This is a genomic window from Bacillus aquiflavi (genome assembly GCF_019915265.1).
GTDB lineage: Bacteria > Bacillota > Bacilli > Bacillales > Cytobacillaceae > Bacillus_BT > Bacillus_BT aquiflavi.
Map to the genome: position 1 here is coordinate 1,992,518 of NZ_CP082780.1, position 16,100 is coordinate 2,008,617.

Below are 16,100 nucleotides of genomic sequence, written 5' to 3' on the forward strand. Positions count from 1 at the left end.
TCAAGCAAAAACATTGCTTTGGGGGATTTTTTTCTACTCCGATTCTTTTTCCCTTCCCCCCCCTTTTCCATATATTTTATTTTTCCCCAACAAATCCGAAATTGAAAAATTAAAATTAGTTCATTCTTTAAAAGTAAGTGCTGACATTCTTTTCAAATATGAAGAATAGAACAGGTTAATGTTTAAATAGATTAAAATAATGAGCTTTAGATAAGGTGTTTATAAAACAAAAAGCCTGTAAAGCTTTGAAATAAGGATTGATCATTTGGAATAAAGTCCTATAATTCACAAAAAGGTTTAATACAAAAGTTAATGGGCAGGATTGTGACAGTTCCGCATACGAGCCATATTGTTAGGAACGCCCTTACGTATTCATGTTGAATAATAACTGAAATTGTGAAGGACTACACTAAAAACGAAGCAGAATACTTTAAGAAGGAATTTAAGCGATTAGTATTGAATTTTTGAAATATAAACATATATTTTCGGGAGGATTTCACAATGGATTTAGGATATGGAGACCTAAGAAATGATTAGAGCATTTATCTCACGAACAAAAAGGGCTATCGTATCTATGATTGGCTATTATCAGGCGAAATGGTGTCGTTACAGCAGATGAAAGAGTCAAAGCAATTATTGAAGAATTTATTGAACGCAGCAGGTTAGATGTTCTTCACTATAAGTAGCAGTGGTTACAAGATACTGACATACAAATGATTTAATATAAGAAAACATTAGAAAATTTAAAATACAATAATTATAGGGAGGGGCAGCAAATGATTGAGAGAAAGATACAATCATCAAAAGGAACGATCTATTACTGGACGAATGAAATAGTTCCTCCACAAGAATTTGCTATTGTTTTTTGTCATGGATTAACAGCAGACCACACCCTTTTCGATAAACAAGTTGAGCATTTATCTGCTGAATATAAGTTGATAACTTGGGATTTTCCTTTGCATGGAAAATCAAGACCGTATAAAGATTTCTCTTTCGCAAATGTGAATGAAGAGATGTTAACTATACTCGAACAGGAGAATATAGAAAAAATCGTCTTAGTGGGACAGTCAGCGGGAGGTTATATTGCACAATCCTTTATTCATGAATATGGGGACAAGGTAATAGGGTTTATCGGAATAGGCACAACTCCTTATGATAAATGTTATTATAAAAAATCAGAACTGTTTTGGATAAAGCATTATTCTACTATTGCCAGACTGTACCCATTTAGTTATTACTGTAAAGCAGGTGCAAAAGCTATTACAGTAACTGATGAAGCAAGGACAAGTATGTACAAAACCTTAGTTAGTTTGGGTAAAAAAGACATGTTGAAGGCGGTTAGTCGAGTTTATGGTGAGTTTTTGAAGATAGATGATGAAGTTCAATTTAATTGTCCAGTTTTGATTACTTATGGAGAATATGACAATACAGGTTATGTTAAAAAGTACTGTAATAACTGGGCTGAAAAGACGGGGTATCCATTGAAGATTATTTCTAATTCCTCTCATAACGCAAACTATGATAACTATGAGGAGTTTAATGGACTACTTTTCTTTTTGTTCAATCAATTATATAAACAATCATATCATATGTTTTATACTATATGGCACTTCATAAACAGAAAACAAGAAATGATGAAGGAATGTATTTAAAGTCCGCAATAGGGCGACGATTTATGAACAATTTTTTAGATCATCATATCGATAACATTTTTTAATTTTCCTTGATTTAAAATTAAGATAATCCTAAATATTTAGAATTTTATAACCTCTTTTCGAAAAAATTACCTTCATTTCTTGACTGACGACATACATTCGTGTATATTAGAAACATCATTTAACATAAATATACTTCTAATTGCTTTTTGGTCTTATATTGACGTTAAATGATAATATTTAACCCTGACACTAAATGTGTCTTGAATGGCTTAGGAGGAATAAAGTAATATGCAAAATGGTAAAGTAAAATGGTTTAACAACGAAAAAGGCTACGGTTTTATCGAAGTTGAAGGCGGAGACGATGTATTCGTTCACTTCACTGCAATTCAAGGAGAAGGCTTCAAATCATTAGAAGAAGGACAAGAAGTTTCATTTGAAATCGTTGAAGGAAACCGTGGACCTCAAGCAGCTAATGTTGTAAAACTGTAAGGTTTCTTTTCTTTATAAATAAAGACAAATGACCAGCCAGTGATTTGATCGATCACTGGCTTTTTTTATTGCTCTAAGGGAATAACCTGTTAACAAATTCCATCAAATATTATAAATCTAATGCAAGTATCAATTGAAGAGAAAAGAATTTTTAATCGTTTTTATCAAGTCGATACCGCACGCTCACGAACAGTTGAGCGAACAGGATGAAGGCTAACAATTGATATTATCATTGTTAAACTGCACAGTGGACAGATTCATGTGAATAGTCTAACTCCCTTTTTTGTATGAATTCCCTATAAGTTATATTGTCATGCATAACCATGAAAATCAATCCATTGGTTATGCATGACCAGACTTTTTTAAGATGATTCCTAAAAAATTAAACACCATTTTTTAAAGGGAGAAGGTAGCTGCCGGTCAGTTTTATTAGCATTTCATAACTCCACGGCAGTGGTTCATACCTTGCTTTGTTGGGATTTTTTAATAGATTGCTGTTTAGTCAAAGTTTTGATAATAAAACCGATTAGCGCTCCAACTGCCGCCGGGACAAGCCAATTAAAACCAAAAATATATAATGGCAATGATTGAATTAAAGTATTAATTGGACCGAGATTGACCTCTGATTGTATAAATGCATCAGAAATACTGACGATTGATACAAAAAGTGTTGTTGTTGCGTAGACCGTACGACTCCCCCCAAACAAGTCATTCAACAGTGTTAGAATGATCAAGGTGATCGCAATTGGATAAATAGCCGTTAGGGCAGGAACTGAGATCAGTAAAATTTTTGTTAAGCCAAGGTTTGCAAAAACAAGGCTTGACCCTGTAAGTATCGTTACCCAAGTGCGATACTTAACTTTTGGAATGATGGTCGTAAAATATTGACTGCATGATGTAATGAGTCCGACTGATGTTGTTAAACAAGCAAGTGAAAAGACAACTCCCAGTAAAACGGCTCCTGATGAACCGAATAATGTTAAGACGACTTGTGTTAAAGTTTGAGCTCCATTTTCTGTCGTTCCGTGGTTATTTGTACCAAGGTATCCGAGCATGACATAGATAAGCGTTAAAACGAGCCCCGCTAACAGACCTGCACGGATTGAATACGAGACAATCTGTTTAGATTGGCTCACCCCTTTTTGTTTTAGAGTGAGCGAGATGACAATTCCGAAATTCAAGGCTGCGATTGTATCCATTGTCAAGTAGCCATCTAAAAATCCTTTTGCAAATGGCATTTTAGCATAATCTGCTGTTGGTGAAGCAGGAGCACCGAATGAATGAGTTAAAGCTCGAACAAAAATAAACAAAATTAACAAAAGAATGATCGGCGTCAGCAATTTCCCAAACCGGTCAACAAGCTTTGATGGAGATAAGGCGAGCCAGTATGATAAACCAAAATAAACAAATGTATAAATAAATAAAGCGAAAGTTAAATTCATATCTTTTGGCAAAAATGGGCTGACTCCCATTTCAAATGCTAAGCTTCCTGCCCGAGGAATCCCTAAAAACGGGCCGATTGCTAAATAAATGATGAATGTAAAAATGGCTGCGAATAAGGGATGGACACGGCTAGCAAGTGAATGTAAACCATTTGCTTTTGCAACTGCAACGACGCCTAAAATCGGCAATCCAACTGCAGAAAGGATGAAGCCAGCCATAGAAGCCCATAGAGACGTACCAGCTGATTGCCCTAAAAATGGCGGGAAAATTAAATTACCAGCACCGAAGAAAAGCGAAAAGAGCATTAGGCTAATAAACAACATATCCTTTTTGGATAAACGTTCCATTATCATTCCTCCTTGAAAAAATAAACTTGGTTTCCAAACACCTGAAAAAGACAATAAAAAAAATCTCGTCCCTTAAAAGGGACGAGATTAGTTTCCCGTGTTACCACCCTGGTTCCGCGTACAGTAAATAAACCGCGGCACTCTGCAACGTACGAATTCATACGTGTTCCGAAATAACGGTGGAAACCCGAACACACTTACTCAGATTGTTCAGCATGTCTTCTCGGAGAGGATTTTCAGCTATGGACTGAATGCTGATTTTCACCAATTATCAGCTCTCTGTGGAACAGTTTTCACAACTTACTCTATCTCGTCAATGAATTTAAACAAAGTATTTTAATTGTTTTTATTATTATCTGAGTATAGCAGAATATCATCTTTTTGTGTTAAAAAAATTTATAGTTTAAATCTTCTATCAATTTTGATATCTTCTTAAACTGCTTAATATTTCTAATTAGTTTTGACAATTAGGAAGAAAAATAGACTAGCTTCTCAATTTGAATACTAATCTCGATCTCCTATTTAATCAATCACTTATCCTTCGATACCGCTACTTCCGCCATATCGCTTCACTCTTCTCCACGCTTTTGCCAAAACATCTGGGCGATACATCAGCTAAAGCGAATGAAATCAACTTACTACTTTTTCCCGTATGTTTTAATTTACTGCTCACAGTACATTTTATCATACAAAAGCGGTGTGCATAGCTGCGCCCAAATTCTTTTTTATCATGTTTAGATAAAAAGCAATGATTGCAATAATTAGTCAAGGTCTCTTGTAATAAAGTATAAATTTCCTTTCTCTAGAAGTTTGTTCACTCACCTTTAAACATTTTTCAAACGATGAGTATCATAAAATTTTCTATTTTTATATATTATATGGTTTTATATCTTTTCTTTTTCACCGGTCCAATTTTTTCAAGCGAAAAAAAAAAAAAGATGTTAATTTATATTCATTTTGAATATTTAAAGCTATAATGGTCAAGGACAATCAAATATATCCTATTCGCGGTTCGTGATCTCCCGCGTTATCAAAACTACAGGAGGAATAAACATGTTTAATGAATGGTTTGGGTTGATTTTCGTCATCATCAACTTCTGTTTTGTTTTAATGTTTTATCGATTATTTGGAAAAACAGGATTGTTTGTTTGGATTGGGATCTCGACCGTCTTAGCAAACCTTCAAGTTGTAAAAATGATCGAAATTTTTGGTTTAACAGCGACTCTCGGAAATACAATGTACGGTACAGCTTTCCTCGTTACAGATATTTTAAACGAACGCTATGGCAAGCAAGATGCAAAAAAAGCGGTTTGGCTTGTGTTTTTAACATTATTATCGATGACTGTTATTATGCAGCTATTTTTATTATTTAAACCCCATGAAATTGATTTTGCACAAGATGCCTTAAGTACAATCTTTCACCTTTTGCCCAGAATTGCACTTGGCAGTTTATGTGCTTACTTAGTAAGTCAGTTTGCTGATGTGTACCTTTTTAATCTTATTAGGAAAAGGTTTCCAAAAGATCACCAGTTTTGGATTCGTAATAATGGCAGTACGATGGTGAGCCAATTATTAGATACGCTCATTTTTACAAGTATTGCCTTCATCGGTGTTGTCCCGTTTAACGAATGGACACAAATATTTATTACGACATATTTACTAAAATGGATTGTTGCCCTTTTAGACACTCCATTTGGATATATAGCTAAAAAATTCCCGAAATAAACTAGAGAGAATATGTAGGATTAGCTGATTGTTACTGTTTCACCCAAGATCCCCTCGCAAATAGCGGGGGGATCAATACATGTTAGAATATTTTAATGGAGGGAAATGATGTGATCGAGGTATATATCGATGGTGCTAGTGCAGGCAATCCTGGACCTAGTGGTGCAGGTGTTTTTATTAAAGCAAATGGTCATGTAGACAGATATTCAATTCCACTGGGGATGATGTCGAACCATGAAGCAGAATTTTATGCTTTGATAAAAGGATTAGAAATTTGCTTTGAAAAGAAATATAAAATCGTCTCCTTTCGGACTGATTCGGCTGTAGTTAATCGAGCAGTTGAAAAAGAATACATAAAAAATAAACAATTTGCACCCCTTCTTTATCAAGCGCTTGAATTGACAAAAAAGTTCGATTTATTTTTTATAAAATGGGTGCCCAGCCGAGAAAATAAAGTGGCAGATGAACTAGCGAGAATGGCAATTCGAAAAAATGAGGAGGAAGACATTGAATAAGTCATTATTTGCAGATATTAGTTTACTGTTCGTAGCGTTAGTTTGGGGCTCAACTTTCGTATTAGTACAAAATGCACTTTTTTTTTTGGAGCCCTTTTCATTTAACGGCGTTCGCTTTTTTTTGGCAGGATTACTTCTTTTTGGATGGCTTTGTTTATTCCAGCGGCACCAATTTACTTATATAAATAAAAGATTAATATTTTCTGGTATGTTCATTGGGTTTTGGCTCTTTTTAGGGTATGCATTTCAAACTCTCGGTCTGCTTTATACAACTTCCTCTAAAGCTGGTTTTATTACAGGCTTAAGTGTTGTCATTGTACCGTTCCTGTCGTACATATTATTAAAACAGCGTCCGAATATACTTGCAATAGTCGGTGTTTTTATCGCAACAATTGGATTATATTTATTAACAATGACTGACTCTGCATCGTTAAATGTCGGTGATGCATTTGTCTTTATATGTGCAGCTGGTTTTGCGCTTCATATTATTTTTATAGGTAAATTCAGCAAGCAGTTTCCAACATTGCTCTTAACAGCTATTCAAATTTTAACTGTCGCCTTTTTATCGTCGATTTTTGCCTTTCTATTTGAAGATTGGGAAGATGCATTTCGAACTGACGTATTATTAACGGGTGAGGTCATTGTCGCTTTAGTGATTACTTCTATATTTGCAACTGCAGTAGCGTTTTTTATCCAAACAAATTTCCAAAAATATACAAAACCGACGAGAGTAGCGTTAATTTTTGCAACTGAGCCCGTGTTTGCCGCTGCAACTGGATACTTTTGGGCAGGTGATCGTTTATCCGGAAGCGCAATTTTCGGATGTTTACTTATTTTATTTGGGATGATTTTTGCTGAATTACCAAAGAAAAACATGTTGTTTCAACGTAAAAATGCAATGTAAACTCTTTTATATTAAAACCGCAGTCTTTTTACGAATAAAGCAAAGAAATGAAAACGATAAAAAAAGCAGATGGGGAAAACAAAAAATCGTTTTTCTCCGCCTGCTTTTTTAGGGGCTTACTGAAATAGATCATTTCAAAATGTATTTAGTTGTTTCTTACTTTACTTTGAACTTGCAGCAAGCCTTTATTTTGCGCAAATAAAATGGCTGCTTGTCGATTATGGATTTTGTTTTCCGCAAACAATTCCAGCAACGAAACATAAAAGCTCCCGTCAAATCGTTTTTGGGCTTTTAATGTAAGTTCAATAGCGATGTTAACGAGCTTGTCAGATGCATTCGTGTAATGCTTACCAAAGTAAATAAATCCAATGGCATCTTCATGAAAATGAAACCCCTTCCATTTTAAATAAAGCAAATATTCCTCTACTGTCTGAATAAACTTCAACATCCCTCTCTCCCATATCTCGATGATTGATCTTTTCCGATTTTACCCTTTTTTATAGTGCTTTTCTTTCATTGCTTGACCATTATGATTAGAATCCCATTTTAATGAAATACTATAAATCGGAGGTGATCATAACCGTGAGCCAAAAAAACAATCAAGGTAAAAAAGCTCCAAGTGTAACCCCGCAAGGATATGGTCAAGATGCTGATTTTACAGAAGATCCGAAAAGCAAACTTGAAAATGCCGCAAAAAAGAAAAATACAAAGTAATACAATCCTTATATTTTATAAGGGGTAAAAAAAGCTGACTTTTATAACTATTAGTCAGCTTTTTTTAATGCCGCAGTTTCTTTATGGACATTTAGCAGTCGATGTAAACCTTTTATTTCGATTTCCGCTAATGCTGAAAACGTTTTTTTCCAGTTAAATTTAAATTCCGTTTCATCTAATGAGCATTGAATTGGAACGTCACATTTTATTTCAGCAAGCCTTCTACTTAAATACAACATTTCAATTTCTGCTTCAATTTTTGATTTTTGATTCTTTGTTAGTTTATCGATGTTTTGTAAAACACCATCGACATTGTTAAATTCTTTTATTAATTTGAGCGCTGTCTTTTCACCGATTCCTTTCACTCCAGGATAATTATCACTCGGATCACCCATAAAAGCTTTCACATCGATCAATTGCTTGGGAAAAATTCCCTTTTCTGTCATAAAAGTTTCCTTCGTATGAACGAGATAGTTTGCAAAGCCTTTTTTTAATAAAATAACGGATATATCGTCATCAATAAGTTGTAATATGTCTTGATCACCTGTTAAGATCGAGATCATTGCCTTATCACGGTGTTGATGAGCGATTGTTCCGATACAATCGTCAGCTTCATAACCTTTCAAACCGATACTTGGTATGTCAAATGCCTCTACTACTTCTTTAGCAAGTTCAAATTGAGGAATTAATTCGGCAGGAGGCTCTGATCGATTAGCCTTATATTGAGAATACATCTCTGTTCTGAACGTTTTGCTCCCCATGTCCCAACAAACAGCAACATGACTTGGCTGAAATGCAGAAACTGCTGACATGAAATGTTTTATAAAACCATAAACTCCGTTTGTCGGGATTCCCCTTGAATTAAACATAAATTGACCTGTCACAGCTGTCGCAAAATAAGCACGAAACAGTAATGCCATTCCATCAACAAGCATAAGTGACGGCTTTTTCGAATTCACTATAAATGCCCCCAGACTGTTTATTTACTCTTCCATTATGAATTATAACATAATCATAACCCACCTTATGAAAAGGTGAGCTTACATTATGATGACGTTCACATTGCTCGGGTTCGCTTTTGCCTGTACGCCTGCATATTTAACTTATATTTTTTATTTTTGTGTCACGAGACACGGTCTCCCGGAAAGATATTGTTAGTTTTCCCCTGTATTAATTTTGTTTTCATCATAAGAAATCCAATCGCTGAAGCTGCCTGCATATAATTTTACATTTTGAAAACCGGCTAATTTTAGCGCAATAAAATTAGGGGTTGCGGTTACTCCTGAACCACAGTAGACAACAATTGGCTTTTGTTTATCAATATTTTGAAACCTTTTTTCTTGTTCTGATTTACATTTAAAAAAGCCATTTTCAAAACCATCCAGCCAAAATTTATTAATAGCACCAGGAATATGACCAGCTTTTTTATCAATCGGTTCCTCAATGCCTAGAAATCTATTTCTTTCCCTTGAATCTATTAATACCGTTTCACTTTGTTCAGTAGAAACAATATCTTTTACTTCTTGATAAGAAGCTAGCATATTAGGAACGATATTTATTGTAAATGAAGCTTGTTCCGCTTTAGGAATTTCTTCAGTCAAGACATAACCAGCTTCTTTCCAAGCGCAAAAACCTCCGTTTAAAATATACACTTTCGTATGTCCCATATATGTTAACAGCCACCAAAACCGGCTTGCAAATGCCCCGGCGCCATCGTCATATACAATAACAGTTGTTTGATTCGTTATCCCCGCTGCTTCAAGCTTTTTCTTAAGCTGTTCCAACTCTGGCAAAGGATGACGTCCCCCATGCTCTTTTACAGGACCGGATAAATCTTCTTCAAGATGGAAATAGACGGCTCTTGGAATATGTCCATTATCATAAGCTTGTCTTCCTTCATCAGGATTAGCTAAATTAAAACGGCAATCAGCAATTTTTATCTTTGGATCAGCCAGCTGTTCCAATAGCCATTCTTTTTCAACGGTAAAGTGCTTCATCTTACATACCCCTTTTCTCCATTAATTTCTTTACAGATCCCTTCGGAGTCCAACAGTTAAATTGATATTTTGGATTTGTCTCGTAGCGAAGACGAGCACATTCATATTTCATCTTCGCCCCGATCCGTTGTGCTCTAAAATGAACACAAGAAGCACATGCATGAAACTTGTTTTTCATAGAATGAAAGCTCCTTTATTGGCGAGATGTTAAAACTGTTTCCTTAATCTCTAGTAAACGCTCCACTGGGAAACCTTCTCCAAGTACGGTTAAAATACCTTCGTAAAATTCACTAACTTGTTCATTGATATTTTGAAGAAAAGTTTCAAATTCCTTGTTAAGAAGATTTAAATAATGATCTTTCATTCGTTTACTTTCTAACTGTAAATACATTTCTGCCGGCTCTTGTAATTGCCTTTCAAGCTCGTCGCTCATAAGCTGTTTTTCATTTTTCTCAAAAAATCCTTTAGGGGTTTTAAAATAAGATAATGCTTTTTTAAAGATAACTCTATCAGTCTTGATAAACGCTGATTCAAAGTCAATACTTTCTAACGAAGATGCTTCATATTGTGAAAAAGATAAATTATGATTAATTTCCGCTATTTGTTTCGTTAACGTTTGCTGATACTCCCGCATGAGCTGATGAATAAATGCTTCCAAACGTAAAGTGGTCGCTCTCATTTCTTGAGCAAAATCAAAACCGATAAATGATAGAAAATCTTCAAGTGCAGTTTGGACTGCTTTTTTCAAGTTACGGCCATCATCCTTTAATATTGATGGATTAAATGATTCTTTAAAAAAGTCACCAAAGCGGAAAAACACTCGCTGTTTGATATAATAAGCTAGCTCATCTGTTTCTTGTGTGAGTCGATTTTGCAAAAACAGTGAATTCTGTTCGTCAAGCAGCTTATTTATAAACACTTTCTCTTCCTTAATTAGGCGCCTTTTCTCTTCTTTCACTTCCTGGTCTTCATATGAAGAAGCGATCATATTATCTAACAGCTCAACCGTTCTATCTATTTCCGCTTGTGCTGAAGAAATGGCAATATTCATTAAATCATTAGATAAGAATGAATAAAAAGCTTGCTCAAACTGCTTCATCCTTGATAAATCTGTACTTTTTCCTGCTATTTTTTCCTCTAAAGCGAGCAGACTGGAAACCGGAAACAGGCTTGGTTTGCGAATCCCATAAGTCATTAACTGATTATTTACATAATCTATTACTGACTCCATTTCTTCTTCATTATTGGCAAGATCAATTGCGTTAATTATGAAAAACATTTTGTCCAATTCAAATGTATCTTTTACACGGCCTAATTGGATTAAAAATTCTCGATCAGCTTTTGAAAAGGCATGATTATAGTACGTTACAAAAAAGCAGGCATCTGATTTTTTTATATAGTCAAACGCTACCCCTGTATGGCGTGCATTAATCGAGTCAGCTCCGGGAGTATCAACTAAAGTGATTCCTTTCCGTGTTAACTCACAATCATAATAAACTTCAATCCATTCTACTAGGCATGACTTTTCTTCCTTTGCAACGAATTCTTGGAATTGTTGCAAATCCACTTTTAGGACTTCCCCTAATAAATGACGATACGACCGAAATCCGCTGTAAAATGCATGTAAAAACGCATAGTGTGTCTTCACTGACGAATCATAATCATTGGCATTGTTTAATACTTTTTCTATTTTCACAAAACAGCTATCTAAATCATTTGCCGCTAGATCAAAAGCTTTTAATGAGCGGGATACATCCTCATATAAAGCATCATGATCCTTTAGCTTTACAAGGGCTGTTCCGTTTGGATGTTCTTCGTCAACAGGCATAATTTTGTTAATTGTTGCAGTTGTTGGATTTGGAGAAACTGGCAGTAGCTTTTCACCGATTAACGCGTTGGCAAAAGATGACTTTCCTGCACTAAATGCGCCAAAGAGAGCGACAGTAAATCCTTTACTTTTTAGACGATTCGCTTTCTCCTCTAATTGTGCTGCAATCTTTTTAAAGCCGGGGACATCTTGAATTTCCTTTGCTGTTAATTGTAATTGATTTAACACTTGTTTGACTTGGGCCTCATTCGTTTCGATTGTCGCTTTCGGTTCACTTATTTCTGTTTCTTTTTGCTCATTCACTTTATTTTTCATACTTTGTTTCTTTTTGTGTCCTGTTTGAACGTTAACCTCTTCCTGCTTTATTTCATCTAACAGTTCATTAACTGACGCTTGATCATCAGCTTCATTAAATTCGCCTCGTAAAAATTTCTCCATTTTTATTTTGATAGCAACAAGCTCTGCTTCAATTTCGTCAATTTGAGCTAATGCGTCAAATAATTTGTTAAGACGTTGTATTTCTCTATTTAATAACTGTTCTTGCTGTTCGTATTTATGTTTTAAAGCGCTAATTAGCTCTGTCCGTATATGAGACAATTCAGCTTTTGCTAATCGTTTCAGTTCGTTTGCAACATCATTCGTATAATTTAAGACGTAATCTCCTGAAAGCCTTGCCCCTGTTTTCACTATTTTTTCAAGAAATTCTTTATGAAACGTAAGTGAAAAACTTTGTGCCAGTGCTCCTAATTCAGCTCTATGAAGCTCGTATTTTTTTAACGTATTTAAAACATGTTCTTTTAAATGCCATTCAAGTTGCGACTTTACTTTTTCCGCTAAATCATCATAAAAAACATTTAATCTTTTTTCACGCTCAGCGGCATTTTTTTGCTTAGAGAAAAATAATCCTACTTTAAAGTCAGACTGACAAGCTTGTAAATAGTTTTCAGCCAACTCTCTCGTTTGATATGGCATTAAGTATGCATTTTTTAAAATTTCATTCGTTTCTTTATCAAAATGGTCAACTCTGTTTTCTAACATCGACTGCAGCTCTTTAAGTTCTTTTTTTAAAGCTGGCAGTTGTTTTCTCACGTTATCCCGTTCAGTTTTTGATAAGTTCGCTAAAACTTGCTCCTGCTTATGCAAAAGCTTTTCATTTTGTTCTGAAAGATATTGTAAATGTTCTTCAGTAAGCTTTTTTAACGAGTAGTACACACTTTTTGGCAACAACTCTCCCCTTATGTTAATTTTCTCCTGAATAAATTGCTGCAATTCAGAAAATTGGTTAAGCGGGTGATTTTCATCTTTTAATGATGTATAAAAGATTTTTTCCGGCTCTACTCCCCACGAAGCAAATGAATTTTTTACACCTGCTTGAAAGCTTTCAAAACTTAATTCCTCTTCACGATGCTTATCAATTTGATTAATGATTAAATATAAATCTTTTCCAGCGCTCGTCAATTCTTTCGTAAACAAAAAATTCAATTCTGATTGAACATGATTATAATCCATTACATAAAATACAAGATCCGCTAAATGCAAAGCAGACTCGGTTGCAATTCGATGGGCATCATCAGTTGAATCAATCCCAGGTGTATCTAATATCACTGTTCCCTTCGGAAGGTTAGAATGTGAATAGCTAATTTCAATTGATTTGATTTGATCTCCATCTTTACAATAAGACTTCACTTCATCGTAATCGTATGGAGCAGGATAAAGACTGGGTTTATCGTGATGGAAATACACTTTTGCATAGTCGTCTCCCGCTTTTACTTTTACTAGATTGGCACTTGTAGGAATTGGACTTGACGGAAGTAAATTTCCGCCAGTTAACTTATTAATCATACTTGATTTTCCAGCTGAAAAATGACCGCAAAAAGCGATTGAAAATTCTCCTTCATGTAGCTTTAAAGCTAGTTGTGCACTTTTTTCACGAACTTCCTTATCACCAGCTTTCTGAAATAATGTGTGCAACGCAGTTACTTTTGTTAATAAACTTGTATTTTGTTGTTCTATTGTTTGAACCATGAATAAAAATCCCCTTACTATTTATCGATGTCTTTATTTTAAACGATTTTTAAAACTTTTCCTATCATTAGGATGATGAAAACATCGGAAAAAGCAAGATACTTCTGCATAAATATCTAAAATTATACAAAAAGGGAATTATCTAATAAGTCTGTTGATAACTTATCGGACAATTCCTCTTTTTGAGACCTGAATATTGACTTATTGGCTCGTTGCGCACAATTCGAATCTTTAGGCATATTTAAAAAGTAAGATTTTAATGCAGCTTTCCCTAAGGTTATTGAAAGCGTTTGCATTCAGGGTAAATAAGTTGAAACATTATTTACGATTTAAATCAAGCTTATTTTCGTCGTGTTGCTCAATAGGGCACGGCTGTAATACGTGATTTAATATATATTTAGTTACAAAGATATAAGTCATTGCTATAAAAGAAATGAATAACCAAATCATATGTAACACCTTCCTTCGATGAAATGATATTGAGAATTATTTTCACTTATATCATACCATGATCGAGAATGATTTTCAATCCGTTCATTAATTTGTCACAGTCTTTTGGAAAGGCGCGGTATAAATCGGCGTGACTCGTGAAAAGCAGAACGATATTCGGTTAATTCCGTTAACGCCTGTTCTTCTACAGAAATTCGAATTGAAAGTATTATCGCGTTCATGAGTGAAAACACTACCGCAGTTATATATGCTTGAAATAAAAAGGGAATGATGAGCAATTCTAAAGTAACGACAACATAATTAGGGTGCTTCATAAAACGGTACGGACCTTTGATCACAATATTTGCCTTCGGTTGGACAATTATTTTTGTATTCCAATACTTCCCTAGTGATGTAAGTGCCCACAATCTCAATACTTGCGTAAGGGAAAATAAAATTAACAACAGTTGCCAAATAGGCGAAATTGTTGTTTCAAGTACTTGAACTTCAACAATTAGAGAGATAAAAAAGAATACATGCATCATGACCAGAAGTAAGTAATGATCTTCGCCAAATTCTAAAGCGCCTTGCTGTTTCATCCACTTTTCATTTCGCTTAGCAATCAATAGCTCACTAAGCCGTTGCAGTATAATAAACAGCAGGAACAAAAATAGTGCCAATTACCTTCCCCACCTTAACAATAAAGATTCGGAGCTAAACCCTGGACCAAGGGAGAGAGCAAGGCCGTACTCCCCTTCTTTGTGATTGAGCCTCATAAAACGATTTAATACGTAAAGAATTGTCGCAGATGACATATTGCCGTATTGCCGTAAAATATTAAAACTAATATTTACCATCTCTTGTGGAATATTTAAAGCATGAACGTAAGCTTCTAATATTTTTTTCCCGCCAGGATGAACGATAAAATGATTCATTTGCTTCATTTGCAAATTATTTTTTTGTAAAAAAGAATCAACATTTGGCTTTAACCAATTCGTAATAATGGTTGGAATACTTTTAGAAAATACAACATATAATCCTTCATCCTTGACATCCCATCCCATGACATTTAACGAATCTCGTTTTGTAATTGATTCCGTTGCCAAAATTTTCGGATATAAAATTTGTTGGAAATGTTTATCATCAAATGCCTCATCACCGCACAAAAGAGCACATGCTACTCCATCTGCAAATAGGCTTGTCCCGATTAAATTGCTTTTCGTACGATCATTGTGCTGAAACGTTAAGCTACATAATTCAATACATAGAACGAGTACCTTTGCTTTTGGAAAAGCTAGACAGAATTCATATGCCCGTGAAAGGCCTGCTGCTCCACCAGCGCAGCCAAGACCCCAAATTGGAATCCTTTTTACACTTTCTTTAAAAGGAAGAATATTCATAATTCTTGCTTCAATGCTTGGAGTCGCAATGCCTGAGCTTGAAATAGTAAAGATCGCATCAATTTCATCGTAGGGAACTCGGGTTTTAATATAGGCTTTCTCACCTAAACATTTTTGAATTGCTTCTGTTCCTAATTGCACTGCCCCTTCAATATATGCCTTATTTTTTTCAGCTAAGCCATGCTTTTGACGAAACCAGTCAATCCCTTTAATAAAATGACTTTTTTCAATTTGGCCATTTTGAAACACTTGTAGCAGTCTATCGATGTCCCGAAAAGAACCTGAAAATAACTGTTTGGCAAATTGAATCGCTGTTTCTTGATCAATTTCATATGGAGGCACAGCTTCAGCAACAGAAACAATTGTAGGCATATTTTTCTCTCCTTATATTTTTACCTTAATATTTACATTTATCGCTACTTTATACATAAAATCGTTCTAATAAAGTATGTAAAATATACTAAAAAACCACCTCTTTATTTAAAAAGAAGTGGTTTTAGGCTGTTGACAAACGCACGAATTCATTATAACTTGGCACTTTGTTGAAAGCTGATGAACGACTTGTTCTATTACTTAGCGCCTTTACTGACAAGTGTTTTCAACCAATTTGATGAAATGAAATTTTT

General features: G+C 34.8%; 15 protein-coding genes and 1 other annotated feature. Of the genes, 6 read left to right on the plus strand and 9 right to left on the minus strand.

The annotated features are described in order from the left end of the window. Nucleotides 1-776: 776 nt before the first annotated feature. Together K6959_RS09510 and cspD are read left to right on the plus strand one after the other, a co-directional pair. Entirely contained in the window at nucleotides 777-1,652 is an 876-nt protein-coding gene (locus K6959_RS09510; RefSeq protein WP_223086351.1) for an alpha/beta fold hydrolase, read from the plus strand. A 294-nt stretch (nucleotides 1,653-1,946) separates the two neighbouring features. After that, the gene (gene cspD / locus K6959_RS09515; protein ID WP_028396624.1) at nucleotides 1,947-2,147 is read left to right on the plus strand and encodes a cold-shock protein CspD; all 201 of its coding nucleotides are present in this window, start codon (nucleotides 1,947-1,949) and stop codon (nucleotides 2,145-2,147) included. 458 nt (nucleotides 2,148-2,605) lie between these two features. On the opposite strand, the gene brnQ is transcribed toward cspD, so the two are convergent. Further along, nucleotides 2,606-3,937 (minus strand): branched-chain amino acid transport system II carrier protein, encoded by a 1,332-nt coding sequence (gene brnQ, locus K6959_RS09520; RefSeq protein ID WP_163240012.1) that lies wholly within the window; start codon nucleotides 3,935-3,937, stop codon nucleotides 2,606-2,608. A gap of 74 nt (nucleotides 3,938-4,011) precedes the next feature. Then, nucleotides 4,012-4,263, minus strand: a binding site (T-box leader). Nucleotides 4,264-4,487: 224 nt separating this feature from the next. Continuing rightward, entirely contained in the window at nucleotides 4,488-4,730 is a 243-nt protein-coding gene (locus K6959_RS09525; protein WP_163240074.1) for a zinc-finger domain-containing protein, read from the minus strand. A 260-nt stretch (nucleotides 4,731-4,990) separates the two neighbouring features. On the opposite strand from K6959_RS09525, the gene K6959_RS09530 reads away from it, so the two are divergent. The 3 genes from K6959_RS09530 (at nucleotide 4,991) to K6959_RS09540 (ending at nucleotide 7,081) form a co-directional block, all read left to right on the plus strand. After that, entirely contained in the window at nucleotides 4,991-5,662 is a 672-nt protein-coding gene (locus tag K6959_RS09530) for a queuosine precursor transporter (protein ID WP_223086353.1), read from the plus strand. Nucleotides 5,663-5,772: 110 nt separating this feature from the next. After that, complete coding sequence (locus tag K6959_RS09535; RefSeq protein ID WP_163240008.1) at nucleotides 5,773-6,177, plus strand: reverse transcriptase-like protein; 405 nt, start codon at nucleotides 5,773-5,775, stop codon at nucleotides 6,175-6,177. Next, nucleotides 6,170-7,081: a DMT family transporter gene (locus K6959_RS09540; protein WP_262421760.1), complete on the plus strand. Its 912-nt coding sequence runs from the start codon at nucleotides 6,170-6,172 to the stop codon at nucleotides 7,079-7,081. The genes K6959_RS09535 and K6959_RS09540 overlap by 8 nt, the downstream gene beginning before the upstream one ends. A gap of 145 nt (nucleotides 7,082-7,226) precedes the next feature. Here K6959_RS09540 and K6959_RS09545 read toward each other — a convergent pair whose 3' ends face one another. Beyond that, a complete protein-coding gene (locus tag K6959_RS09545) occupies nucleotides 7,227-7,529 on the minus strand; it encodes a DUF6123 family protein (protein ID WP_179959006.1) in 303 nt (100 codons plus the stop codon). A gap of 134 nt (nucleotides 7,530-7,663) precedes the next feature. On the opposite strand from K6959_RS09545, the gene sspL reads away from it, so the two are divergent. After that, nucleotides 7,664-7,795 carry a small, acid-soluble spore protein L gene (gene sspL / locus K6959_RS09550; protein ID WP_374058340.1) on the plus strand — a complete coding sequence of 44 codons (132 nt, stop codon included), beginning with the start codon at nucleotides 7,664-7,666 and terminating at the stop codon, nucleotides 7,793-7,795. A 50-nt stretch (nucleotides 7,796-7,845) separates the two neighbouring features. On the opposite strand, the gene K6959_RS09555 is transcribed toward sspL, so the two are convergent. The 6 genes from K6959_RS09555 to K6959_RS09580 all read right to left on the minus strand — a co-directional run bounded on the left by K6959_RS09555 (nucleotide 7,846) and on the right by K6959_RS09580 (nucleotide 15,846). Then, complete coding sequence (locus K6959_RS09555) at nucleotides 7,846-8,754, minus strand: 5'-3' exonuclease (RefSeq protein ID WP_262421761.1); 909 nt, start codon at nucleotides 8,752-8,754, stop codon at nucleotides 7,846-7,848. A gap of 195 nt (nucleotides 8,755-8,949) precedes the next feature. Continuing rightward, a complete protein-coding gene (locus K6959_RS09560; RefSeq protein WP_163240000.1) occupies nucleotides 8,950-9,792 on the minus strand; it encodes a sulfurtransferase in 843 nt (280 codons plus the stop codon). 1 nt (nucleotide 9,793) lies between these two features. Continuing rightward, entirely contained in the window at nucleotides 9,794-9,970 is a 177-nt protein-coding gene (locus K6959_RS09565; RefSeq protein WP_223086356.1) for a hypothetical protein, read from the minus strand. A gap of 15 nt (nucleotides 9,971-9,985) precedes the next feature. Further along, on the minus strand, nucleotides 9,986-13,645 hold the full coding sequence (locus tag K6959_RS09570) for a dynamin family protein (protein ID WP_223086358.1): 3,660 nt from the start codon (nucleotides 13,643-13,645) through the stop codon (nucleotides 9,986-9,988). A 545-nt stretch (nucleotides 13,646-14,190) separates the two neighbouring features. Beyond that, complete coding sequence (locus tag K6959_RS09575; RefSeq protein WP_163239994.1) at nucleotides 14,191-14,754, minus strand: isoprenylcysteine carboxyl methyltransferase family protein; 564 nt, start codon at nucleotides 14,752-14,754, stop codon at nucleotides 14,191-14,193. After that, a complete protein-coding gene (locus K6959_RS09580; protein WP_223086359.1) occupies nucleotides 14,755-15,846 on the minus strand; it encodes a type III polyketide synthase in 1,092 nt (363 codons plus the stop codon). Nucleotides 15,847-16,100 lie beyond the last annotated feature (254 nt).